We start from the raw sequence: 23725 nt of genomic DNA, 5'->3' as shown, positions 1-23725 counted from the left end.
CTGTTTTCACAGGCTTGTATTTTCGTCTATTAGTAACTCCATTACAACACCTACAACTGGACCTTCATCATCAATATCCCCATTTAAGCGGAAACCAAATGATTCATACAGTCCCATTGCAAGTTTGTTGTCTGGATGTAAACTTAAGTAAATTATTTTACATTCAAATTTTTCTTGTAAGAATTGAATGAGTAAGCGAAGGAAACGTTTTGCGTATCCTTTTCCTTGATATTGTTGGTCAATCATAAAGCGATCGAGCCATACACTTTTATGTTTTACTGAATACCATCCATACATTGCGTATCCTACAAGTGTTTCGCCATCATATAAACCTACTGACGTTCCGTTTCCTTCATATAATGATTCTGCTAAAGAAAACGCGTTACTTTCAATAAATTGTTGCTGGTCTTTTGCGACGTCTAAAGCAACTACTGAACGCCAATTTTTTGCTGTTACTTCACAAATGTGAAGATTCATAATTCCAACTCACCTTCTAAATTAATATAGCTTTCAAGCTAATATGGATAATTTTACTTGTTATTTTGGTCAAGTCAAGGATAAATACATAAAAAGGCAGCTGAATAACAGATTCAGCTGCCTAGAAAATATAATGGATTAGTTTGTTGCTTCTTTCAATGTATTTACGTTTTCTTCCATTAAAGTGAAGTAATCTTTATTATTTTTTGCATCATCTTCAGAAATAGTAGCTAAGTGATTTAAGCGTAAAACTTTTGTACCAGTTTCTTTTTGAATTACGGATGCTACTTTTGGAGTAGAGAACGTTTCGAATAAAATATATTTTAGATTATGTTCTTTTACTGTTTTTGTAATGTCAGCAAGCTGCTTTTGAGATGGTTCATCAGAAGCTGAAATTCCAGCGATAGGAATTTGTTTTAGGCCGTATCGTTGTTCCCAGTAACCATAGGCAGCATGAGAAACTAAAATTTCTTTCGTTTTTGCGTTCGCTACAGCTGCCTTAAATCCATCGTCTAAATCAGTAAATTTAGTTTGAAGTGCTGCAAAGTTTTTTTCGAATTCTTTTTTATGTTCAGGTTGTAATTCTACAAGTGCATTTTTAATTTTTTCTGCTTGTTTCATTGCTAGAGTAGGATCTAACCAAACATGTGGGTCTTTATCGTGATGATGTTCATCTTCTTTATGGCCATCTCCATGATCATGATGCTCTTCTTCAGTAGAAGCACGAAGCTCAATACCTTTAGATGCATTTACAATTTTAACATTTTCTTTTTGTAATGTTTTTTCCATTTTTTCAGCAAATGGTTCTAATTCAGCGCCGTTATAAACAAATAAATCGGCTTTTGCAACTTGTACTGTTTGTTTTTGACTTGGTTCAAATGTATGTGAATCTGCACCAGGTGGGTAAATTGCTTCAACATTTACATAGTCGCCACCAATTTTCTTTGCGAAATCAGCAAGTGGGAAAATCGTTGTATAAACTGTTAGCTTTCCATCTTTCTTGGCATTACTTTCTTTTTTATTTGAGCAGCCAGCGAAAATTAAGGTAAAAATAAGTAAGAATGAAAATATAGTCAATCTTTTAGGCATGAAGTTCTCCTCTTTTCTTTTTTACGGATATATTTTCCCCAATTATAGAAGAAAAATATCATTTTAATACAAAACGGAATAATTACGTTTTAGTTTGCGAACTTAGTATAATACATCTTTAATAAAGTTGCAATAAATAATAATCATTCCGATTTGTTTTTGTTATAAAGTTGTCAAATATAGGTGTATTATTTTTGCAAATGCATGCATATGTGACAACGCTGTTTTCATATATTGAAAAGGAGGTAAAGAGGGGGATGAGCGCTTGGGTTACTTAATGGAAGCTATTTTATTAATATTAGCGGTAGTATTGCCATTATCTTTCGTATTAATTTTTTTAAGAAGATTAATAAGTAATTTAGGGGACGCTACAACAATAACGAAATTACAAGAGAGAGATGAGAAAAAAGAGTGAGTAAAGCACTATGCGTACGCATAGTGTTTTACTTGTGGTAAAATAAGAGCAGGAAACTCCTAAAGGTTGTATTTTACTGAAGGAGAGAAAAGTAAAATAAGAGGTATATGCATATATGAATAAGCGAACAGCGTTAATACTTGGTGCAAGTGGTTTAGTTGGACAAGAGATAACGCGTCTATTACTTGAATCAGATTACTACGATTCGGTTACTATTTTTGTAAGAGAGCCAATGCAATTGCAACATGAGAAGTTACAGCAGAAACAAGTTGATTTTTCGGTATTAGAGGAATATAAAGAGTTCTTTGCTGTGGATGATGTTTTTAGTTGCTTAGGAACAACAATAAAAAAAGCAAAAACAAAAGCAAATTTTAAAAAAGTAGATTATGAATATACGTTACGAGCTGCTTGTTTAGCTGAAAAACAAGGGGTACAAAATTTCCTTGTCGTGTCTTCTATGGGAGCGAATCCTAAATCATTTTTCTTTTATTCACAAGTGAAAGGAAAAATGGAAGAAGAATTGCAAAAGTTAGTGATCGGTGGTATTCACATTTTTAGACCATCATTATTAGTAGGAAATCGACAAGAATTTCGTTTCGGCGAACAAATGGCTGAAAAGTTATCTCGTATTATTCCTTTTATTTTTAAAGGGGCTTTCAAAAAGTATAAACCAATTTCAGCTAAAGATGTGGCGAAAGGTATGTATATAACCGCGCTGCGAGAAGAATCGGGTATCCATACTTATAATTCAAATGAAATTACAACGATAGAATAAATAAAACCGAGAAGAATGATTTCTCGGTTTTATTTATTCGTATGAATTTTCCCTGGTGCTCGCTTGTATTGATATGGTTCTTGCAATTCAAAGCCAAGTTCATTGGCCGCTATTCTCGGGAAGTACGGATTGCGAAGTAACTCACGTCCGATGAAAATTAAATCAGCTTCGTTATTATTTAAAATTTGCTCTGCTTGTGACCCAGTCGTAATCAATCCAACTGCACCAGTTGCAATCTTAGTATGCTCTTTAATATGTTTGGCGTATTGTACTTGATAACCGGGATACACATCAATATGTGCTGGTACAACTGCGCCAGAACTACAATCTATTAAATCTATTCCCTGTTCTTTCATCCACTTTGTATACTGAACATAATCTTGAACCGTTAGCCCGTCAGGGTGATAATCATTTGCTGAAATACGAACGAATATTGGTCCGTCCCAAACTTCATTTACAGAGTCGATAATTTCGCGTAAGAAACGATAGCGGTTTTCAGGTGAGCCGCCGTATTTATCCGTTCGTTTATTAGTAAGTGGTGATAGGAATTCATTGATAAGGTAACCGTGAGCGCCATGTAATTCGATAACATCAAATCCGGCTTGTTTTGAACGTAACGCGGCCCTCTGAAAAGCTAATATAGTCTCTTTGATTTGCTGTATATTCATTTCTACTGGTATCTTCATCTTATCATTAAAAGGAATTGCAGAAGGAGCGAAAGCATTCGTATCTAATTCAGCTTTTCTTCCGGCGTGAGCGAGTTGAATGGCAGCTTTTGCGCCGTTATCATGTATAAAAGTAGTCGTTTTATGTAAGCCTTCAATTAGGTTGTCATCCCAAATACCTAAGTCTTTGTTAGAAATTCGTCCTTCAGCTAACACCGCAGTTGCTTCAACCATAACTAAACCTACTTGGCCAGCAGCGCGAGTTCCATAATGAATGAGATGAAAATTCGTAACGCTGCCATCCTCATTCCCCGATGAATACATACACATAGGCGACATAACGATACGATTTTTTAGTGTAACGTTCTTAATTGTATAAGGTGAAAAAAGCTTGGGATTCATCAAATAGCCTCCTTGATTGAATTTTCTTATATTTTACCATTCTCTTTTTTGTTTCTCTAATAAAACGCTTATACGAAAAATTTTGTATATTCGTGTTACAATGACTAATATGAACTGAATTGGAGGATGGCATATGTACCAGGCTTATTATGAAAGCGAAGTAGGTTTGCTTGAAATTACAGCGAATCAAGAAGGAATTACGTCTGTTATATTTGTTGATGAACGACAAGAAGAAAATAAAAATGAAATGATAGAACAATGTATAAATGAGTTAGATGAATATTTTAAAGGGAAAAGAAAAGAGTTTACGGTCCCGCTGTCTGCGGAGGGAACAGCATTTCAAAAAAATGTATGGGATGCACTTTATACTATTCCATACGGCGTAAGTGCTTCATATTTAGATATTGCAGAGAAAGTTGGAAATATAAAAGCTGTACGGGCAATAGGAGGGGCAAATAGTCGGAATCCAATTTCAATAATTGTTCCATGTCACCGTGTAATAGGAAAGAGTGGAAAGCTTGTTGGATATGCTGGTGGTTTATGGAGGAAAGAGTGGTTATTAAAACACGAAGGTATTTTGAAATGACGTATGGATGGGAAGAGGGATTGTTTTGAAATGTATAAATTGTGGGCAACCTTGCGAGGAGGAACAGTTAAATTGTGCAAGTTGTCAGCGAAACTTGGATAATGAACAAGAGGAAGGTAGCTCGTTAATAGATAAAGAACTGGAAGTATATGTAGGGAGACAATATCCGTATTACAAAAGGAAATGGAATCTTGAGAATAAGCGGATTGCTAGGTGGAGCTGGAATGGTTGGGCTGCTGTCTTCAATATAGGCTGGCTAGGATATCGTAAGTATTATGTACCAGCTGCTTTATTTATGTTGTTATTAGTAGCGTGTGATGCATTTTCGTATTATATGGGATTTAATGTAGCGTTGCCAATCATTAATATGGTGCCTCTTACGTTTTTATTACTCATTTTTATTCTGTTTGGAATGGGGATTTTTGCAAATGGATTATACTATCAATTTGCGGAAAGACGTATATACCGAATAAAAGCAAGAGAAATAAAAGATAAATCAGTTGAAAACTATCTAATCAATGATAGCGGCGGAACGAGCAAAATGGGAGCGACAATTGTTACTATTTTAGCAGTTGCTAGCATATTTTTTAGCCATTTCTTTTTTCCGACTGATCGAGACGTTATTCAAAAGGTTCGTACAAGCTCGCTTTATGAATATCCTTTCTTTTCAATAGGTGAATCTTTCGAAAATTATTTTCAAAATTCAGGTTGGATATATTATCGTGGAACGGAAGGGTTAGAATTAGTAGAATTCCAAGGATATAACACCGGAATGCCAAGACAAAAGGTGAAGATTCAATTTGTTGTCGATTATAAATTAGGTGAAGTGGAACCATACTCACTTATGATTAATGGTGAATCTAAAACTGAAGAAGAGTTTTTGAAGCTGATGGAAGAAATATTTAAAGTTCAAAATCCATTTGATATAGAGGATGGATTACAAGTAAATGCTATTCAAGAAAGCGGTTGGAAAGAAATTTCCGATCGCTTTTTTCTATGTTTGTTAAAATAAATATTTAAAATAATCAGAATCTTTTGTATAATGAAATATATTATATAGGATTTAACTTATACATATAGATTGGGGGAAGGAAGAATGAAGAGAAAGACAACAACAATTGCTGCACTTGCGTTAACGACGAGTGTATTGGTTGCAGGATGTGGGAATGGTGAGAAGGCTTCGACAACGAAGAAAGAATCGAATAAGGGAATGGCCGATAAACAAGTTTTAAATTTGCTAGAAACAGCTGAAATTCCTTCAATGGATACATCTAAATCAACAGATTCTGTATCTTTCCGTGTATTTGTAAATGCAATGGAAGGTTTATATCGTCTAGATAAAGATAATAAACCAACACCAGGTATGGCAAAAGATGTGAAGATTAGTGAAGATAAAAAGACATATACATTTGAATTACGTGATGCGAAATGGTCAAATGGTGATCCAGTTCGAGCACAAGATTTTGTATATGCATGGCAACGTACATTAGATAAAGCATTAGCGGCAGAATATGCATTCATTTTATTTGATGTGAAAAATGCACAGAAAGTAAATAAAGGTGAATTACCAGCAGATCAATTGGGTGTTAAAGCGAAGGATGATAAAACGTTGGTAGTAGAATTAGAGCAACCAGCACCTTATTTTCTTGAGCTTACGTCGTTCCCTACATTTTTCCCATTAAATGAAAAATATGTGAAAGAGCAAGGAGATAAATACGGATTAGAAGCAGATAAATTATTATATAATGGACCATTTACAATGAGTCAATGGAAACATGAACAAAATTATCAGTTGAAGAAAAATCCTAATTATTGGGATAAAGATACTGTAAAATTAGACGAAATTAATGTAAGTATTGTGAAGGAAACAAGCACGGGAGTAAATTTATATGATAGTGATCAAGCAGATCGAGTTATTTTAACTTCTGAATTTGTTGATAAATATAAAAAGAATAAGCCAGATGAATTTAAAACGAAGTTAGATCCACGCATATATTTCTTGCGTTTTAACCAAAAAAATGCAACATTTAAAAACCAAAAAGTACGTGAAGCGATTGATTTAGCATACGATAAAAAAGGAATTGCTGATGTCATTTTAAATGACGGTTCATTGCCAGCATATTTCTTAGTACCTGAAAAATTCACGACAGGTCCGGATGGAAAAGATTTCCGCTCTGTAAATAAAAACTTCCGTGATAGTAAAGATAATGCAGAGAAAGCAAAAAAATTATGGGAAGAAGCGAAGAAAGAGCTTGGTCAAGATACAATTACCGTTGAATTACTAAACGATGATAACGGTAGCCGTAAAAAAGTAGGCGACTTTATTAAGGAAGAACTAGAGAAAAACTTGCCTGGTATTAAAGTAAATTTGAAACAGCAACCATACAAGCAGAAGCTAGATTTAGAAAAGAAATTCCAATACGAATTCTCATTATCTGCATGGAGCCCTGATTATCCAGATCCAATGACTTATATTGATATGTTTGTTACTGGAAGCTCATTTAATGAAATGGATTATTCTAATCCGAAGTATGATGATTTAGTAGCGAAATCAAAAGGAGAGCTATTAAAAGATGATAAAGCACGCTGGAATGCACTTGCGGAAGCTGAAAAAATCTTAATTGGTCAAGACGCAGCAATTTCTCCTACGTACCAACAAAGTACAGCTTATTTAGAGAAGCCGTTTGTAAAAGGCATTGCTAACCATACGTTTGGCGGGGACTTCAGTTATAAATGGGCATATATTACAAAAAAATAGTATAATGAAAGGTGAGTGAATTTTCGCTCATCTTTTATTTGTATAAGGAGGAATTATAGTTGTTAAGGGGAATCAATCATATTTGTTTTTCGGTATCTAATTTAGAAAACTCTATTATGTTTTATGAAAAAGTATTAGAAGGAGAATTATTAGTTAAAGGAAGAAAATCGGCTTATTTTAACATATGTGGAGTATGGATAGCGCTTAATGAAGAGACGCATATTCCGAGAAATGAGATTCATCAATCTTATACGCACATTGCATTTTCTGTTGAACAAGAAGACTTTAAATGTCTAATACAGCGATTAGAAGAAAATGATGTTCATATTTTACAAGGAAGAGAACGTGATGTAAGAGATTGCGAATCTATATACTTTGTTGATCCTGACGGTCATAAATTTGAGTTTCACTCAGGGACACTGCAAGACCGTTTAAATTATTATAGAGATGAGAAACCTCATATGACATTTTATTAGGGAGGGATAACATTTGTATGCACTTGTAATTGGTGGAACAGGAATGCTAAAGAAAGTTTCTATGTGGCTTTGTGAGAAAGGATTTTATGTTTCTATTATCGGGCGAGATGAAGTGAAATTAGAAAATGTTAAGCGAATGAGTTCTGCACCAGAAAATATTACAGGCCTTTCGTTAGATTATCATAATGATGAAGATGTAAAGCTAGCTATTAAAAGTACAATTAAGAAAAATGGCCCAATCACATTAGTTGTTGCATGGGTACACACAAGTGCAAAGCATGTACTATCAAATATTTGTAAAGAACTAGATTTGTCGTCTAAAACATATAGTTTATTTCATATTTTAGGTAGTAAAGCATCACGTATGCCTGCACAAAAAATAGGGAGTACGCGATGTATTTATCATAGAATTATTTTAGGTTTTATTTTAGAAGATACATATGGAAGATGGCTTATTCATGAAGAGATAGCTGATGGAGTTATAAAAGGGATTGAAAGTAAACGAGCGGAGTGGATTGTAGGGAGAGTTGAACCGTGGGAATTACGACCAACATGGTGAGGGGGAGTAAGAAATGAAAACAACTATATATGTAACAAGGCATGGTGAAACAGAGTGGAATGTAGCGAAGCGAATGCAGGGACGGAAAAATTCTGCTTTAACTGAAAATGGTATAGTTCAGGCGAAACAATTAGGGAATCGAATGAAAGATTTACCAATCCATGCGATCTATAGTAGTCCGAGCGAAAGAACACTTCATACGGCAGAGTTAATAAAGGGGGAACGTGATATACCGATTATAGCGGATGAGCATTTCTATGAAATCAACATGGGTATATGGGAAGGACAAACAATCGCGGATATAGAAAAGCAATTTCCAGAAGAAGTACATCTGTTTTGGAATGAGCCACATCTTTTTCAGTCAACATCAGGCGAAAATTTTGAGGCCGTTTATGAAAGAGTAATTGAAGGGATGCAGCTTCTTTTAGAGAAGCATAAAGGACAAAACATATTGATTGTTTCTCATGCGGCAGCAGCAAAATTACTTGTAGGGCATTTCGCGGGAATTGAAATAGAAAATGTGTGGGATGATCCATTTATGCATAGTGCCAGTTTGAGCATAATAGAATTTGAAGAGGGTATTGGTAAAGTGAAACAATTTGCAGATATAAGTCACTTTCAATAAATGTAAAAAAGGCCGCAAAACGGCCTTTTTTGGGTGGTATAAAAACTAGCAGTTACGTTTTTTATACCAGAAGTGATCAAATTTCTTATTTTTGCAAGATGGGAATTTATGTCCGCCTTTGCAATCATTCCATTTGTGTCCGCTATCGTGACAGTCTTTACCATGATCACATGAATCATCGCAAGAGCCACCGTGTCCGTGAGGGAAGAACTCGCATTTTTTACAGTAACATCGTTTAGTCCAGTAAAATTTCTTTTCAAAGCGTACACATTTTGTAACGAATGTACAATGTTTTCTACGCGTACGTTTTGTAACTAAAACGCATTCTTTTCTACGCGTTACTTTCGTAACGAACGTCCATTTTTGAACGCGTACGCGAGTACATTTCGTAACAAATGTCCATTTTTTTACATGAGTACATTTTGTAACGAAAGTACAATGTTTCACACGAGTACATCTTGTTCTTGGGCAATTACAATCATCGCTACATTCAACTTTTGAAGAGCAATCATCATCGCATTCAAAAGTACTTGGATCTTGGTGTAAGAAATCCTCCATCCCAGCACTTTTGATTTCTTCAACAGCTTTTCTAATATCACGTTTCATAGAAATCCTCCTTATCATGTATTAAAGTGAAAAGGTATTCTTTTTCCTTAACATGATATGTATGTAGGCATCTTTCTGAACAGGACAAGAGTGTAATTTTATATAAATAGATGATTGCGGATGTATGGACAAGACAAGGCGCATACATTGAATGAAGAGAACTGAGAAGGGATGAGAAAACATGCTGCCTTCATATGATTTTTTTGTTCATCCAATGTACTTAGTGGAATTGAAAAAGGACATTTGGTCAGATAGTCCAGTGCCAGCAAAATTAACTTATGGAAAAAAGAAGTATGATATTGATATCGTATACCGAGGAGCTCATATTCGCGAATTTGAGAAAAAGTCTTATCATGTTATGTTTTATAAGCCTAAAAAATTTCAAGGTGCGAAAGAGTTTCATTTGAATTCGGAGTTTATGGATCCGTCTCTCATACGAAATAAATTATCTTTAGATTTTTTTCATGATATTGGTGTACTTTCGCCAAAATCACAACATGTATTTATAAAAATTAATGGTCAAATTCAAGGTGTGTATTTACAGTTAGAATCGGTTGATGAAAATTTTTTGAAAAATAGAGGATTACCGAGTGGTTCTATTTATTATGCGATAGATGATGATGCGAATTTTTCATTGATGAGTGAACGGGATAAAGATGTTAAGACAGAGCTCTTTGCGGGTTATGAATTTAAATATTCGAATAAAAATAGTGAAGAACAACTGAGTGAATTTGTATTTCAAGCGAATACTTTGACGAGGGAAGCCTATGAAAAAGAAATTGGGAAGTTTCTACATGTAGATAAATATTTACGATGGTTAGCAGGAGTTATTTTTACGCAAAACTTTGATGGTTTCGTTCATAACTATGCACTATATCATAACGATGAAACAAATTTATTTGAAGTTATACCGTGGGATTATGATGCGACTTGGGGGCGAGATGTACAAGGGAGACCACTTAATCATGAATATATTCGCATTCAAGGGTATAATACGTTAAGTGCAAGATTGCTAGACATACCTGTATTTAGAAAGCAGTATCGAAGTATTTTGGAAGAAATATTAGAAAATCAATTCACAGTTTCGTTTATGAGGCCGAAAGTAGAAGGGTTGTGTGAATTGATTCGCCCATATTTACTACAAGATCCATACATGAAAGAAAAATTAGAAACATTTGATCAAGAGGCTGATATGATTTATGAATATATAAATAAAAGAAGAAAGTATATACAAGACCACTTACATGAATTAGATTAATTTTGAAAGAGATTGAAACGTTATCAATCTCTTTTTTTTTGTATAATAAAGATGTATCAATAAAAATGAAGTAATATATTTGATAGAGAATGGGGATGCGGATATATGACGATTAAATGGATTGATTGGGTAAAACAAATACAATCTATAGCTCAAGCGGGTTTAACGTATTCTAAGGATGTGTATGATATTGAGCGTTTCCAGCAATTACGAGATATTTCTATTTCAATGATGTCACATTACACGAAAACAGATTGGGAAGTCGTAGAGAAATTATTTGCAAGTGAGACAGGCTATCAAACACCTAAAGTTGATATAAGAGCGGTTGTTTTTCAAAATGAAAAGTTATTATTTGTGAAAGAAAAAAGCGATGGGAAATGGGCATTGCCAGGTGGATGGGCTGATGTCGGTTACACGCCAACCGAAGTTGCAGCAAAAGAAGTTTTCGAAGAGACTGGTTATGAGGTAGATCATTTTAAGTTACTAGCTATATTTGATAAAGAAAAACATCAACCATCTCCATCGGCGACGCATGTATATAAGATTTTCATTGGATGCGAGATTATTGGTGGAGAAAAGAAAACTAGTATTGAAACAGAAGAGGTGGAGTTTTTTTGTGAAAATGAATTGCCTAATTTATCAATTGCTAGAAATACAGAAGACCAAATTAAAGAGATGTTTGCCTACATGAAAGACCCGCAGAAAGAGAAATTAATAGATTAATCCTGCTTGAATTGTACATATTATTAAAATGAAGATATTGGCAGATTGCAGCCTTTATGTAATAATGGGATGGTATGTGAAGAAAAAAGGAGATAAAAAAGAACATGTTAGCAAACATAATAGATCAGTTATTGCAATTTTTTGCAAGCTTAGGTTACTTTGGAGTAGCTCTTGCTTTAATGATTGAAGTAATCCCGAGTGAAATTGTACTTTCGTATGCTGGCTTTTTAGTAGCGAATGGTAAAATTAGTTTTGTGGGTGCAGTTATCGCCGGAACGATTGGTGGTACTTTAGCGCAAATCTTTTTATACTGGCTTGGATACTACGGAGGGCGTCCGGTTGTAGAGAAATATGGGAAATATCTACTTATTAATAAACATCATTTAGACATAGCGGAAGGTTGGTTTAAGCGTTATGGAGCAGGCGTAATATTTTCTGCGCGCTTTATCCCAGTAGTACGTCATGCGATCTCTATTCCAGCAGGACTAGCTAAGATGCCATTAAGACTATTTACACTTTATACGGTTGTAGCGATCATTCCATGGTCAATTCTATTTATATACTTAGGTGAAAAACTTGGTGGGAATTGGCGACAAATTAAAGAGTATGCATCTGATTACACACATTACATAATTATAGGAGCTGTTCTTTTTATTGCTCTATACTTTGGTTTGAAATATTTCAAAAAGAAAAAAGCAGCGCGTTAAAGTCAATGATTTTTCATTGGCTTTTTTTGTTTGTTTCGGTTCTAAAGAAAAGGAGTTGTCCATAATGTGTAATAATAAAGCGTAGCGGAGGAATGTGATGAAAGGGTCACCGTTTATACGTGGAACGATATTTTTAACGATGGCAACGATGATATCAAAAATGTTAGGGTTTATATATGTTATACCATTTACAGCGATGGTCGGTACGAGTGGTTACGTTCTATACACATATGCATATCGTCCTTATACCATCATGCTCAGTATAGCAACAATGGGATTACCGCTAGCTGTTTCAAAGATGGTATCAAAATATGATCAACTGAATGATTATCATACGGTTAAGAGAGTGTTGAAAAGTGGAATCGTGTTTATGTTTATAATGGGAGTCATTTCGTGTTTTACGTTATATATGCTAGCTCCGCATTTAGCTAAACTTGTCATCGATGGGAATGATCAAACGGGGAATAGTGTAGGAGCGGTTACTACTAATATTCGAATTGTAAGTTTTGCGTTAATACTTGTGCCAGTAATGAGTTTATTAAGGGGCTTCTTTCAAGGATTCCAATCGATGGGGCCTTCTGCATTAAGTGTAGTTGTAGAGCAATTTTTTCGGGTTTTAACCATTTTAATAGGAAGCTTTGTCGTTTTATATGTTTTAAAAGCTTCTGTTTCGCTAGCGGTTGGTATTTCAACGTTCGGTGCATTTATGGGAGCTGTAGGTGGATTAACTGTTTTAAGTGCGTATTATATAAGAAGGAGAAGGCACTTAAAGAAAAAAGAGATGGAAAGTATACCACAAACAACGAAATCTTTTTTCTCATTGTATAAGGAGCTCTTTACATATTCTATTCCTTTTGTTGTGGTGGGCTTAGCAATTCCGTTGTATCAGACGATTGATACATTTACAATTAATAAACTACTTATACAAATAGGGTATATGCAAGGAGAAGCGGAAAAAATTAATGCGATAATTGGTCTTGTTCAAATGGTTGTACTTATCCCGGTATCCGTTGCGACAGCTTTTAGTATGTCTCTCGTACCAGAGATGACGAAAGCTTATACAGCAGGAAATACGAAGCTATTGTACAAACATTTTACGAGAACAAATGTATTAGTAGTAGCAATTACGGTACCGGCGGCAATTGGAATGATGGTGTTAGCCAAACCTGTATATACTCTTTTATTCGGTGCTGGAAATGATCCAGAGATGGGGAGAATCATTTTACAGTATTATGCTCCTGCTTGCATACTATTTTCTCTTTTTACAGTAACGGCTGCTATGCTACAAGGAATCAATCAACAGCAGAAGACGGTGCTAGGACTAGTGATTGGAATTATTGTGAAGATAGTTTTAAATATTGTATTGCTTCCGTATTTCGATTATGTAAGTTTTATCATTTCAACATACGCGGGCTATACGATTTCAGTCGGGTTTAACTTGTGGATGCTTTCTAAATATGTTATAAAGGCAACATAAGCTTTTAAGGCAGAGAGCACTCTGTCTTTTTCTATGTTTATCCCGCTTTAACGGGCAGTGAGACCCTCACCGCACAATTCAGCGAAAGAAAAGAAGTTTGGTTGGGGGCGGATAACCCGTAAAAGCCCGATTTGTAAGGGCTAATAATTAGTGAGGATGAAGCCCGCCACTGATTAAAGTTTCACTTTATAATATTTTTCTTATAAAAACGTTTTCAAAATAATTTTTCTATTGAAATTTAAACGTATGTTTCATATGCTGAGAATGGCGGTTTAAAAACTGTGATTTAAGAGAGGTAGATTCCTACATGTAAAAAGAATCGGGGTGATAGTATGTTAAATATATATTTAACAGACCGAAACGGAAAACTACAAGAGATTGAGGAAATGCAAAAGGGGTGCTGGATTAATGTACTTCATCCAACAGAAGAAGAAATTCAATATCTAGTACAAACTTTAAATGTAGACTTAGATTTCATTAAAGACCCTTTGGATGATGAAGAACGCTCTCGTATTGAAAAGGAAGACAATAATACTTTAATTATCGTGGATATTCCGACAGTTAGACATGATGAAGAAGGAAATTCGATTTATGACACGATTCCAATAGGTATGATTGTGATGCCGGATTGTTTTGTTACAATCTGCTTAGAAGAGAATCCAATTTTTGAACGTTTTATTAATCAACGTATTAAAGAATTTTATACGTTTAAGAAGACGCGCTTTGCACTTCAGCTCTTATATACGATTTCTACTTATTATTTAAGATACTTAAAGCAAATAAATCGAAAAACAATTGATTTAGAGCATCAATTAAATCAGTCAATGAAAAATAAAGAGATTTTCACATTGTTAGGCCTTGAGAAAAGTTTAGTATACTTTACAACGTCATTAAAGGCTAATAAAATTGTAATTCAAAAGTTAATGCGTAATAGTACATTTTTAAAAATGTATGAAGACGATCAAGATTTATTAGAAGATGTATTAATTGAAAATAAACAGGCTATTGAAATGGCGGAAATATATAGTCACATTTTAAGTGGAATGATGAATACTTTTAGCTCCGTTATATCAAATAATTTAAATAGTGTTATGAAACTGTTAACGTCAATTACGATCATTTTATCTTTACCGACGATGGTTTCTAGTTTCTTTGGAATGAACGTAAAGGTTCCGTTTGAAGGGGAAGCCCACGGTTTTGTAATTGTACTCATCATATGTGTAACACTATCTTTCACGTTAGCTTTTGTTTTTTGGAAGAAACGTTACTTTTAACGATAAGAAAGCTGCTCTAGCATAGTTATATAACTACGCTAGAGCAGCTTTTTTGCTATGAAATCTCAAATTTTGAATAGAATATAACTTGTACAATGTAATGTATATAAAGGGTATGTATGCCATATAAACCTTGTTCAATTAATGAAATGGGGTTAAAATTACATATTGTTAATGAAAAGTTGGAGGAAATACATCATGGAATTGTTTCAATTACCGAAAGCATTCCTGCAAATGAATACAATTTTTATCTCCATATTGATCGAAGCACTTCCTTTCGTGCTCATTGGTGTATTTATTTCAGGATTCATTCAAATGTTCGTGACAGAAGATATGGTGGCAAAATGGATGCCGAAGAACCGATTTCTGTCTGTTTTATTAGCTACTTTTTTAGGTATGTTGTTTCCAGGTTGTGAATGTGGAATTGTTCCGATTGTAAGACGATTAATTGGAAAAGGCGTTCCACCATACGCAGGGATTGCATTTATGTTAACTGGACCTATTATTAATCCAGTTGTATTATTTGCTACTTATGTTGCCTTTGGGAGTAGTATGCACATGGTATGGTATCGTTCTATTGTAGCGATTATCGTAGCCATTATCGTTGGAATTATATTATCCTTTATGTTTAAAGAACATCAATTAAGAGATGATCACTTCCCAGAAGTGAATAATAAGCGTCCACTGCGTAAAAAAATGTGGGATGTATGTACACACGCTGTTGAGGAATTCTTCTCAATGGGAAAATATTTAGTACTAGGTGCGTTAATTGCAGCAGCGGTACAAACGTTTGTACAAACTTCAACACTTCTTGCTATTGGACAAGGTCCGTTTTCTTCATCAGCTGTTATGATGGGACTTGCTTATATATTATCACTTTGTTCAGAGGCAGATGCATTTATCGCTTCTTCGTTCCAAAGTACGTTTTCAACAGCTTCACTTGTCGCGTTCCTCGTTTACGGACCGATGGTGGATATTAAAAATATGTTTATGATGCTTGCGACATTTAAAACTAAATTTGTAATTGTTGTTATAGTTACAGTTACTCTTGTTGTTTATGCAAGCTCACTACTCATTTATGCGATGGGGTGGTAGGTTATGTTTCGAGCATATATATTATTAGGTTTTACAATATTAATTGCGCAGCTTCATATTTCCGGTAACATTACGAAGTATATCAATATGAAGTATGCCTATTTATCAACAACAGCAGCAATTATTTTAGGTTTCTTAACGATTATACAAATTATCGTCGTTTTCCAAAAAGAGCACCAAAAGGAAAAAGAGAAAAATGATTGCAGTTGTGACCATAGCCATTGCGGGCATGATCATTCAAAAGATGAGAATACATGGTGGAAAAAAGCATTTTCGTACTCCTTGTTTTGTTTTCCAATTATCTCAGGGTTATTTTTCCCAATTGCGACGTTAGATTCGGATATTGTTAAAGCGAAAGGATTTCACTTTCCTGTTGCACAAGCAGAAAGTAAGGATCCATTTATGACAAGACAATTTCTAAGACCTGATACGAGCATTTATTACGGGAAAGAAGGATACCGTGGTGTAATGGAAAAAGGGAAGAAAGAGTTTGTTACGAAAGACAATATTAATTTGAAAGATGAAGACTTCCTAAAGGGTATGGAAACAATTTATAATTATCCTGGCGAGTTTACTGGGAAAAAATTATCTTTTAAAGGGTTTGTTTTTAGGGATGATTCTTCTAAAAAAGAACAATACTTCTTATTCCGTTTCGGTATTATACATTGCGTAGCAGATTCTGGTGTGTATGGTATGTTAGTGAAAAAGCCAGAAGGCGTAGAGTGGAATAATGATGACTGGATTCAAGTAGAAGGAGAGATAACTACTGAGTTTTATCAGCCGTTTCATGCGAATATTCCTGTATTAGAAGTAACAAAATGGAATAAAGTTGAACAGCCGAAAGAACAATATGTATTTAGAGGAGCCGATTGATAAAATCGGTTCTTTTTTGTGGACTAAAAGTTCTGAATGTTGTTAATATTAAACGTGTAGTTCATTTAGTATAGTGATTATTGAAATATTAGGGATAAATCATTAAAGGGGTGATAACAATGACAGAAGTAAAGGGGAAAACAGCCAATGAGTCAAGGGTGTTCAAAACGAGCCGAGTATTCCCAACAGATTTAAATGATCATAACACGCTATTTGGTGGGAAGATATTAGCGGAGATGGATATGGTTGCTTCTATTTCAGCATCCAGACATTCGAGAAAGGAATGTGTCACAGCATCTATGGACTGGGTCGATTTCTTACATCCTGTTCGTTCTTCAGATTGTGTTAGTTATGAATCTTTCGTAATTTGGACGGGAAGAACTTCGATGGAAGTGTTTGTGAAGGTAGTAGCTGAAGATTTAATTTCAGGTGAGAAGCGTATAGCGGCAACGTCATTCGTTACTTTTGTTGCACTTAGTAAGGAAAATAATCCAGTTCCAGTACCGCGTGTTATCCCTGAAACAGAAGAAGAGAAAGAATTACATCGTATTGCTGTGTTACGTGCAGAACAGCGTCATATACGTAAGGCAGAGAGTAAGAAAGTAGCCACATTGTTAACCTTTTGAGATGAATATTTAGCCATTTAAGTTACTATAGCAGTCGGAAATGGTTTTAAAATGAAAAGCGGACACCTAAAAATAGGTGTCCGCTTTTATAGTTTTTTCATCCACATATCATATGACAGTAGCTACTTAGCAGAAGCAAGCAGCACCGACGATGATTAAGAGGATAAATAATACGACTAATAGCGCAAATCCATTACCATGTGCGAAGCCCATTGTTATTTCCTCCTTTTATTTTAAGATACAACATACAATATGCAAATGAGCTATTGTTTGATATGGACATATATCATGCAATGACATATTTTCTTGAATGATAATGTAATAAAAAAGGGAAGATATAGAAATAACAGTAAGTGGAGAAAGGAATTTATCCATGAAGCACTTTTTCGCTATAATCCTTTGTTTAATAGGTGTATTCATTTGGATGAACATCGATGTGGAAATGGGGAAGGAAATGGCTAGTGAATATGAATTAGGACAAGTTCGATTAGGTGAATTTCAATTATATACGAACGGTGAAGAGTTATATAGAAAATTATTTGAGGATATAAACGATGCAGAAAAGTATATATATATCCATTTTTATATTGTAGGAAAAGATGAAATAAGCCAAGAGTTTTTACAGTTATTAGAGAAAAAAGCATCTAGCGGAGTAGAAGTGAAATTGTCAGTCGATCGGATAGGTGGATATAAGCTGAAGAAAAAGGTAATTAGCCGATTAAAGGAAAACGGTGTGAAGTTTACATTTAGTAAAAAACCGAAACTGAAAAATGTGTTCTATTCTTTGCATCAACGGAATCATAGACGTATTGTTACGATAGATGGAAAGGTATCATACGTCGGTGGTTTTAATATCGGAAAGGAGTACCTTGGACAAAATCCAAAGTTTGGGCCATGGCGTGATTATCACGTGCGCATCCATGGTGAGGGTGCAGCGGATATGGAAAGAAAGTTCGCCGAAGATTGGAAAGAAGATACAGGAGAAAAAATGCCTATACATGAAAGTATACCTACATTAGGGAATGTGAAATATCAATATTTATTTTCAAATGGAAAAGGCTTATGGGAAAAGTATGGGGCACTTTTAAAAAAGGCTAAAAAGTCTTTAATTATCGCTACACCATATTTTGTACCAAGTAAAGAAATGGTGAAAGAGTTAAAAGCTGCATTAAATCGTGGTGTTAATGTGAAAATTCTCGTGCCATTTAAAAGTGATGCCATATTGTTAAAACAAGCTGCCTATCCATATTTGAAAGATATGTTACATGCTGGAGCGGAGATTTATCAATATCGAAATGGATTTTTTCATGGGAAAGTAACAATTATTGATGGAGAAATTGTTGATATTGGGACAGCGAATTTTGATAATAGAAGTTTTTATTTAAATTGTGAGTCTAACTGTATCATATATGATAAAACAGTTGTTGATGAAGTATGGAGTCGATTACAGGTAGACTTTCATAAATCAAAACGATTTTCTGAAGAAGATTTTGAGAAAATTAGTAGATGGGATTGGTTTTTAGCGAGAATAGCGAATGTTTTAGCATCATATTTATAGTATATGGACAAAAGAGAAGGGAGGCGCTTTAATGGACTGTATGAAAGAATTAATGAAATATAGTTATATGCTAATATACAAGGTTGGAGAGTATGCTGGAAAGGTCAGAGACGAAGAATTAAAAAATCTATTACAGCACCATTTACCATATATGTTACAAGCATATAATGAACAAGTAAATTTTCAAGAAGGAGAGAATGTGCAGCATATAACCTGTGAAACAATGGAGTTTGATTTGCATGAAATGGGAAAGGAAACAGTTAGTAAATATACAGGGGATATTCATATTGCAACCAGTTATATTGCGCATTTGAAACGATTAGCTTTAAAGTTTGCTCAAGTTGCAGTGGAAGTTGCTAACCCAGAGTTTCGCTCATTTTTGGAAAATTGTTTCCTGAAAATGAACCGTTACGCTTATAGTGTGTGGCAATATGTTATGAAGAAGGAATATAAGATTACACATCTGTATGAAAATGAAAAGTTTGCATGAGAAACTAAGGCGAAATGGTATGCGCCTTAGTTTTTTTACGTCCATTGAGAGAAAAAACTAGTTTTATTGTGTATCGATTGGAAATGAAATATATAAATTAAAATTCGGTTTTGTTATCGGAAAATTTACGAAAATTTACCGTATATTTACTGTTTTTCAATCTCTCCTTTAAAAATAGAGAGTAATATGAGGTTGTACATATTCTATCACAAGGAGGAAACGCAAATGAACAAATGGGTTAAATCATTAACTGCTATGGCACTTGCAAGTTCTTTATTAATGGTAGGTTGTAGTAAAGGTGAGGACAAGAAGAAAGAAGACGACACAACAACACAACAAGAGGACAAAAAGGATAAAGAAACAAGCGGAACCGAGAAGTCTACTGATTCTAAAGAAAAGAAATAAAGTAATAATAAAGCTTCCTCTTATATATGAGGAAGTTTTTTTGTTGTAAATTGACTGAGATTATTGAAAAATAGAAAGAGAATGAAAGAGGGGGAAAACAAATGAAAGTATGTATATTGGGAGCAACAGGACGAGTAGGTTCAAACATAATTAATTTAGCATTAAAGGATTCAGCTGAAGTGACTGCATTAGCGCGTGATTTAAATAGAATAGAAATACAACATGAAAGGTTAAGAGTGATAGAAGGGAATGTATTGAACGAAAATGATATAAAGAAAGCGATAGAAGGAAGTGATATAGTAATTAGTGCACTTGGAACGGATCAAAATGGAACATTAGCGAAGAGTATGTCACAAATTATAAAGAAAATGGAAGAAGATGGGATTCGCAGGATCATAACAATAGGAACAGCTGGTATTTTACAAGCAAGAACAGATCTAAATTTATATCGTTTTCAATCAACGGAATCAAAAAGGAAAACGACAACGGCAGCGGAAGATCATTTGGCTGCATATAAGGTACTAAGTAATAGTAATAATTTATGTTGGACAGTTGTTTGTCCGACACATTTAATAGATGGTGAGGCGACAGAGGTATATCGAACTGAAAAAGATATATTGCCAGAGGGTGGATCAAAAATTACAGTGGGTGATACAGCACACTTTGCATGGGATCTATGTAAGAAAAATATATATGAAAATAGTCGAGTAGGTATTGCATATTAAAAAACCATCCCGAAGTCGGGATGGTTAAAAGATGATATAACACAAGAAGATGATAATCATAATGATTTGGAGAATTGCTTTCGCTACTGTACTGCTTAAAAAACCAACTACAGTAGCGACTCCAACTAGAAAAGCATCTTTTGGCGATTTTTTATGTACTAGTTCTGTTATAAATACTGATAAGAACGGTATGATAATAAGTCCGAATGGTGGGAAGAAGAACGAGCCGACAATGATAGAAATCATTCCGACACGTTCACCCCATTTAGAACTACCGTATTTTTTTAAGAAATATCCATTTGCAATAAAATCAGCAACGAAAATGAAAAGAGTGAAAATGACTTGAATAATCCAAAAAGAAGTTGTTAATTCGCCTCCATTTATACCGAAATGGTAAATCAAATATCCAGCCCAGACAGCTAGTATGCCAGGGATAATTGGATAAATAAAGGCGAGAAATGAAACAACGAAACAGGCAATGATACAAATTGTTAATAAAACAGTCACTTTATAGCTCCTTTTTAATATCTAGTTTATGTACAGCAACTTTTTTGACTTGATGTCCATCAAGTTCTAATACTTTAAATTGAAAACCAGCATATTCAATGGAATAGCCAGCTTCAATATTTAAGTCAACTGCTTGAGAGAGAAGCCATCCTCCGATTGTATCTAAATCACTATCATCAATATGTAGGCCAAACATATCATTTACTTCAGAAATAAGCACCTTTCCGTCTAAAACAGTAAGCTTAGGTGTACGCTTTTCAATCATAGGTGATTCATCAGCATCGAATTCATCTTGAATTTCTCCAATGATTTCTTCAAGAATATCTTCCATCGTTAAAAGTCCGGCAGTACCACCATATTCATCCATAACGATTGCCATCTGAACGCGATTTTTTTGAAGGTGGACTAACGTTTTACGAATTGGAACTGTTTCAAATACAGTTAGAACAGGATGTATATAAGATTCAAGTGGTTTATAAATACCTTTCGTTTGATCATGGAATACTTCTTTCGTATTGATCATCCCAATGATATCATCTTTATCTTTTTCAATGATTGGATAGCGTGTATATTTTTCAGTAGCGACGATATCCATATTTTCTTCTAACGTATTTTCAGTAGACAAGCAAATCATTTCGGTACGAGGAACCATAATTTCTTTCGCAACTCGATCATCAAATTCAAAAATGTTATTTACATATTTATATTCGGTTTGGTTTATTTCACCGCTTTTAAAACTTTCACCTAAAATGAGTCGCAATTCCTCTTCAGAATGAGCAAGTTCACTTTCCTTCGCAGGTTCTAATCCGAGTAGTTTTGTGAAAAATATAGCTGTACTATTGAGTAGCCAAATGAATGGATACATAATTTTATCAAATAAAATAAGCGGTCTTGCAAATTTGAGTGTGATTGCTTCTGCTTTTTGAATTGCGAAAGACTTTGGAACTAATTCACCTAATACAACGTGGAAAAATGTAATAACACTAAAAGCAATAACAAAAGATAAAGTGTTAGCCATTGTTCCAGTAATATTAATTTTTTCAAAGAGCGGTCGTAGTATATGTTCCACAGTCGGTTCACCAAGCCAACCAAGCCCTAAAGAAGTGATTGTAATTCCGAGCTGACAAGCTGATAAATAAACATCTAAATTAGATAGGACGCTTCTTGCAGCTAAAGCTTGTTTATTACCTTCATTTGCAAGTTGGTCAATTCGACTTTTTCGTACTTTTACAACAGCGAATTCTGATGCAACGAAAAAGCCAGAAATAAGAATAAGTACAAAGATGAGAAAAATATTTAATATGTCCAAGCGTGTTCTCCATTCCAAGGTCTGGAATAAAGATGTCACCTCCTGCAATTATGTTATACTTTTATAATAAATCCAAATGAAAAGAATAGTCAAAGGAAAAGGGTAAATATTGGTATGTTTCTGTAATAGTTTTTGAATTTGCTGTTATTTTGTCCGCTATACAAAAGGAATAACCCCCTACTTTTAGATTATAGAGGGTTATTTTAAATTAAGGTTTTGGAACACTTCTCGTTAAAGTGTATGACTGTTGCTTGGAGTAGTTTGTGGTCCATAGTGTTTGAAGGAAAGAAAGTATGCTATATGGGATATAGAGTAGTAATAAGCCAATTGTAACAATTATAGGTGAATTTCCGCCAAATTGAACGATAAATTGTAACAGTCCATTTGCATGAAAAACGCATTCCATAAAAACGAATGAAAGAATAATGGAACCTAAAATTGATTTATGATTCGAAGTAAGCGCCAAAAACAATGTATCCACAAGAAAAGAATCATGTTTTATTTCATATTCATTTGTGTTTTTTAAGAAAGGAATCCATTTTTTTACTGCTTGCATAACGATAATCATGGAAGTACTACATACGATGATAAATGATGAGTAGTAAGGAAGGTTTATAAATTGTGCGATGTATAGAAGTAGTAATAAGACTGAACATTGTAATACTACAGTGCAAAAAGAGTAAGGTATCCATTTCAATACAGTAGTAAACTTTTTAAACGAGTTAGGTACTTTGAAAAATAAATGGCCGATACCCAAACTTATGAAAAATCCGATCGCAAGGGTAAAAGTAAAACGAACAATCGATATAAAATATATTTCCCATATGTAAGGGAATAATGGTGTTGAATGATTAGAAGTATGTATCATTTGGTTTGCTGAGAAAAAGATAGATTCATGCATCCAATCAACCTTTGGAATTGATATAGAAGAAAGCTGTGCGAAGTTTTGAAAAATGCTAATAAATCCATTTTGATAAGAGTAATTGTGTGTAATAAAAAGAGCTGGAATAGGACTTATGGCAAAAATAACAATAACACCAATTATAAATTTACATATATGTGAGCGTAATAAGGACATATAACCACCTACTCTTAGAATATTCAGAAAATTCTTATTCTTATTTTAGCTTTTTTGAAAGAAGTTACAATATATTTTTCATTTAGTAATTCAGAGAGAAGATTTGATAGCAAAAATATACAAGTGAAGGATTCATGAATAAATTATGACAAGAAAATGAATAATTTTCAGAAAAATAAAATAAATT

At 34.1% G+C, this 23725-nt stretch carries 28 protein-coding genes; 20 read left to right on the top strand and 8 right to left on the bottom strand.

Translation table 11 applies throughout. The annotated features are described in order from the left end of the window. Positions 1 to 6: 6 nt before the first annotated feature. Positions 7 to 477: a GNAT family N-acetyltransferase gene (locus IQ781_RS05615; RefSeq protein ID WP_001048677.1), complete on the bottom strand. Its 471-nt coding sequence runs from the start codon at positions 475 to 477 to the stop codon at positions 7 to 9. Between the two features lie 138 nt (positions 478 to 615). After that, positions 616 to 1566 carry a metal ABC transporter substrate-binding protein gene (locus IQ781_RS05610; RefSeq protein ID WP_001126148.1) on the bottom strand — a complete coding sequence of 317 codons (951 nt, stop codon included), beginning with the start codon at positions 1564 to 1566 and terminating at the stop codon, positions 616 to 618. 265 nt (positions 1567 to 1831) lie between these two features. On the opposite strand from IQ781_RS05610, the gene IQ781_RS05605 reads away from it, so the two are divergent. Together IQ781_RS05605 and IQ781_RS05600 are read left to right on the top strand one after the other, a co-directional pair. Next, the gene (locus IQ781_RS05605; protein ID WP_000540932.1) at positions 1832 to 1981 is read left to right on the top strand and encodes a hypothetical protein; all 150 of its coding nucleotides are present in this window, start codon (positions 1832 to 1834) and stop codon (positions 1979 to 1981) included. A 115-nt stretch (positions 1982 to 2096) separates the two neighbouring features. Further along, on the top strand, positions 2097 to 2756 hold the full coding sequence (locus IQ781_RS05600) for an oxidoreductase (RefSeq protein WP_001042735.1): 660 nt from the start codon (positions 2097 to 2099) through the stop codon (positions 2754 to 2756). Positions 2757 to 2785: 29 nt separating this feature from the next. On the opposite strand, the gene namA is transcribed toward IQ781_RS05600, so the two are convergent. Beyond that, the gene (gene namA, locus IQ781_RS05595; RefSeq protein ID WP_001068416.1) at positions 2786 to 3823 is read right to left on the bottom strand and encodes an NADPH dehydrogenase NamA; all 1038 of its coding nucleotides are present in this window, start codon (positions 3821 to 3823) and stop codon (positions 2786 to 2788) included. Between the two features lie 133 nt (positions 3824 to 3956). Between namA and IQ781_RS05590 the strand changes: the two genes are divergently transcribed. From IQ781_RS05590 to IQ781_RS05565, 6 genes are all read left to right on the top strand, one after another. Continuing rightward, the gene (locus IQ781_RS05590) at positions 3957 to 4409 is read left to right on the top strand and encodes a methylated-DNA--[protein]-cysteine S-methyltransferase (RefSeq protein WP_000283912.1); all 453 of its coding nucleotides are present in this window, start codon (positions 3957 to 3959) and stop codon (positions 4407 to 4409) included. 7 nt (positions 4410 to 4416) lie between these two features. Continuing rightward, a complete protein-coding gene (locus IQ781_RS05585; protein WP_079004308.1) occupies positions 4417 to 5421 on the top strand; it encodes a DUF2628 domain-containing protein in 1005 nt (334 codons plus the stop codon). An 84-nt stretch (positions 5422 to 5505) separates the two neighbouring features. After that, a complete protein-coding gene (locus IQ781_RS05580; RefSeq protein ID WP_000824276.1) occupies positions 5506 to 7167 on the top strand; it encodes a peptide ABC transporter substrate-binding protein in 1662 nt (553 codons plus the stop codon). Between the two features lie 59 nt (positions 7168 to 7226). Beyond that, positions 7227 to 7643, top strand: a complete 417-nt coding sequence (gene fosB, locus IQ781_RS05575) for a FosBx1 family fosfomycin resistance bacillithiol transferase (RefSeq protein ID WP_139847194.1) — start codon at positions 7227 to 7229, stop codon at positions 7641 to 7643. Positions 7644 to 7656: 13 nt separating this feature from the next. Then, positions 7657 to 8202 (top strand): short-chain dehydrogenase, encoded by a 546-nt coding sequence (locus tag IQ781_RS05570; RefSeq protein ID WP_139847193.1) that lies wholly within the window; start codon positions 7657 to 7659, stop codon positions 8200 to 8202. A 13-nt stretch (positions 8203 to 8215) separates the two neighbouring features. Next, positions 8216 to 8827 (top strand): phosphoserine phosphatase 1, encoded by a 612-nt coding sequence (locus IQ781_RS05565; protein WP_000858827.1) that lies wholly within the window; start codon positions 8216 to 8218, stop codon positions 8825 to 8827. A gap of 45 nt (positions 8828 to 8872) precedes the next feature. Here the strand turns inward: IQ781_RS05565 and exsB are convergent, their stop codons facing one another. Then, the gene (gene exsB, locus IQ781_RS05560; protein WP_000817482.1) at positions 8873 to 9433 is read right to left on the bottom strand and encodes an exosporium protein ExsB; all 561 of its coding nucleotides are present in this window, start codon (positions 9431 to 9433) and stop codon (positions 8873 to 8875) included. A 181-nt stretch (positions 9434 to 9614) separates the two neighbouring features. Between exsB and cotH the strand changes: the two genes are divergently transcribed. The 8 genes from cotH (at position 9615) to IQ781_RS05520 (ending at position 17466) form a co-directional block, all read left to right on the top strand. Next, positions 9615 to 10691 carry a spore coat protein CotH gene (cotH, locus tag IQ781_RS05555; protein ID WP_000938001.1) on the top strand — a complete coding sequence of 359 codons (1077 nt, stop codon included), beginning with the start codon at positions 9615 to 9617 and terminating at the stop codon, positions 10689 to 10691. A gap of 105 nt (positions 10692 to 10796) precedes the next feature. Continuing rightward, positions 10797 to 11414 (top strand): NUDIX hydrolase N-terminal domain-containing protein, encoded by a 618-nt coding sequence (locus IQ781_RS05550; RefSeq protein WP_069355460.1) that lies wholly within the window; start codon positions 10797 to 10799, stop codon positions 11412 to 11414. Positions 11415 to 11518: 104 nt separating this feature from the next. Beyond that, complete coding sequence (gene uptA, locus IQ781_RS05545; RefSeq protein ID WP_139847192.1) at positions 11519 to 12121, top strand: undecaprenyl phosphate transporter UptA; 603 nt, start codon at positions 11519 to 11521, stop codon at positions 12119 to 12121. Positions 12122 to 12218: 97 nt separating this feature from the next. Next, positions 12219 to 13598 carry a putative polysaccharide biosynthesis protein gene (locus IQ781_RS05540; protein WP_000678845.1) on the top strand — a complete coding sequence of 460 codons (1380 nt, stop codon included), beginning with the start codon at positions 12219 to 12221 and terminating at the stop codon, positions 13596 to 13598. Positions 13599 to 13930: 332 nt separating this feature from the next. Then, entirely contained in the window at positions 13931 to 14872 is a 942-nt protein-coding gene (locus tag IQ781_RS05535) for a magnesium transporter CorA family protein (protein ID WP_000932389.1), read from the top strand. 198 nt (positions 14873 to 15070) lie between these two features. Continuing rightward, entirely contained in the window at positions 15071 to 15967 is an 897-nt protein-coding gene (locus IQ781_RS05530; RefSeq protein ID WP_000418716.1) for a permease, read from the top strand. Positions 15968 to 15970: 3 nt separating this feature from the next. Further along, a complete protein-coding gene (locus tag IQ781_RS05525) occupies positions 15971 to 16840 on the top strand; it encodes a TIGR03943 family putative permease subunit (protein WP_000488043.1) in 870 nt (289 codons plus the stop codon). Positions 16841 to 16959: 119 nt separating this feature from the next. Beyond that, on the top strand, positions 16960 to 17466 hold the full coding sequence (locus tag IQ781_RS05520) for an acyl-CoA thioesterase (RefSeq protein ID WP_000141164.1): 507 nt from the start codon (positions 16960 to 16962) through the stop codon (positions 17464 to 17466). Positions 17467 to 17592: 126 nt separating this feature from the next. Here the strand turns inward: IQ781_RS05520 and IQ781_RS05515 are convergent, their stop codons facing one another. Then, entirely contained in the window at positions 17593 to 17679 is an 87-nt protein-coding gene (locus tag IQ781_RS05515) for a YjcZ family sporulation protein (RefSeq protein WP_000505094.1), read from the bottom strand. Between the two features lie 160 nt (positions 17680 to 17839). Between IQ781_RS05515 and cls the strand changes: the two genes are divergently transcribed. From cls to IQ781_RS05495, 4 genes are all read left to right on the top strand, one after another. Beyond that, positions 17840 to 19024, top strand: a complete 1185-nt coding sequence (gene cls / locus IQ781_RS05510; protein ID WP_002023919.1) for a cardiolipin synthase — start codon at positions 17840 to 17842, stop codon at positions 19022 to 19024. A 31-nt stretch (positions 19025 to 19055) separates the two neighbouring features. After that, entirely contained in the window at positions 19056 to 19514 is a 459-nt protein-coding gene (locus tag IQ781_RS05505) for a spore coat protein (protein ID WP_000340527.1), read from the top strand. A gap of 225 nt (positions 19515 to 19739) precedes the next feature. Continuing rightward, on the top strand, positions 19740 to 19919 hold the full coding sequence (locus tag IQ781_RS05500; RefSeq protein ID WP_001045960.1) for a hypothetical protein: 180 nt from the start codon (positions 19740 to 19742) through the stop codon (positions 19917 to 19919). Between the two features lie 101 nt (positions 19920 to 20020). Next, complete coding sequence (locus IQ781_RS05495; protein WP_033695499.1) at positions 20021 to 20644, top strand: NAD(P)-dependent oxidoreductase; 624 nt, start codon at positions 20021 to 20023, stop codon at positions 20642 to 20644. A 24-nt stretch (positions 20645 to 20668) separates the two neighbouring features. Here IQ781_RS05495 and IQ781_RS05490 read toward each other — a convergent pair whose 3' ends face one another. From IQ781_RS05490 to IQ781_RS05480, 3 genes are all read right to left on the bottom strand, one after another. Then, on the bottom strand, positions 20669 to 21151 hold the full coding sequence (locus IQ781_RS05490; RefSeq protein WP_000217339.1) for a DUF456 domain-containing protein: 483 nt from the start codon (positions 21149 to 21151) through the stop codon (positions 20669 to 20671). Between the two features lies 1 nt (position 21152). Further along, positions 21153 to 22460: a hemolysin family protein gene (locus IQ781_RS05485; RefSeq protein ID WP_000353738.1), complete on the bottom strand. Its 1308-nt coding sequence runs from the start codon at positions 22458 to 22460 to the stop codon at positions 21153 to 21155. 208 nt (positions 22461 to 22668) lie between these two features. Then, positions 22669 to 23538 (bottom strand): hypothetical protein, encoded by an 870-nt coding sequence (locus tag IQ781_RS05480; RefSeq protein ID WP_000055268.1) that lies wholly within the window; start codon positions 23536 to 23538, stop codon positions 22669 to 22671. Between the last annotated feature and the right edge of the window lie 187 nt (positions 23539 to 23725).

This window comes from Bacillus sp. N447-1, assembly GCF_022701035.1.
Classification (GTDB): domain Bacteria; phylum Bacillota; class Bacilli; order Bacillales; family Bacillaceae_G; genus Bacillus_A; species Bacillus_A cereus.
Note: the sequence above shows the minus strand (reverse complement) of the source record. Positions and strands in the feature narration are given on the sequence as shown.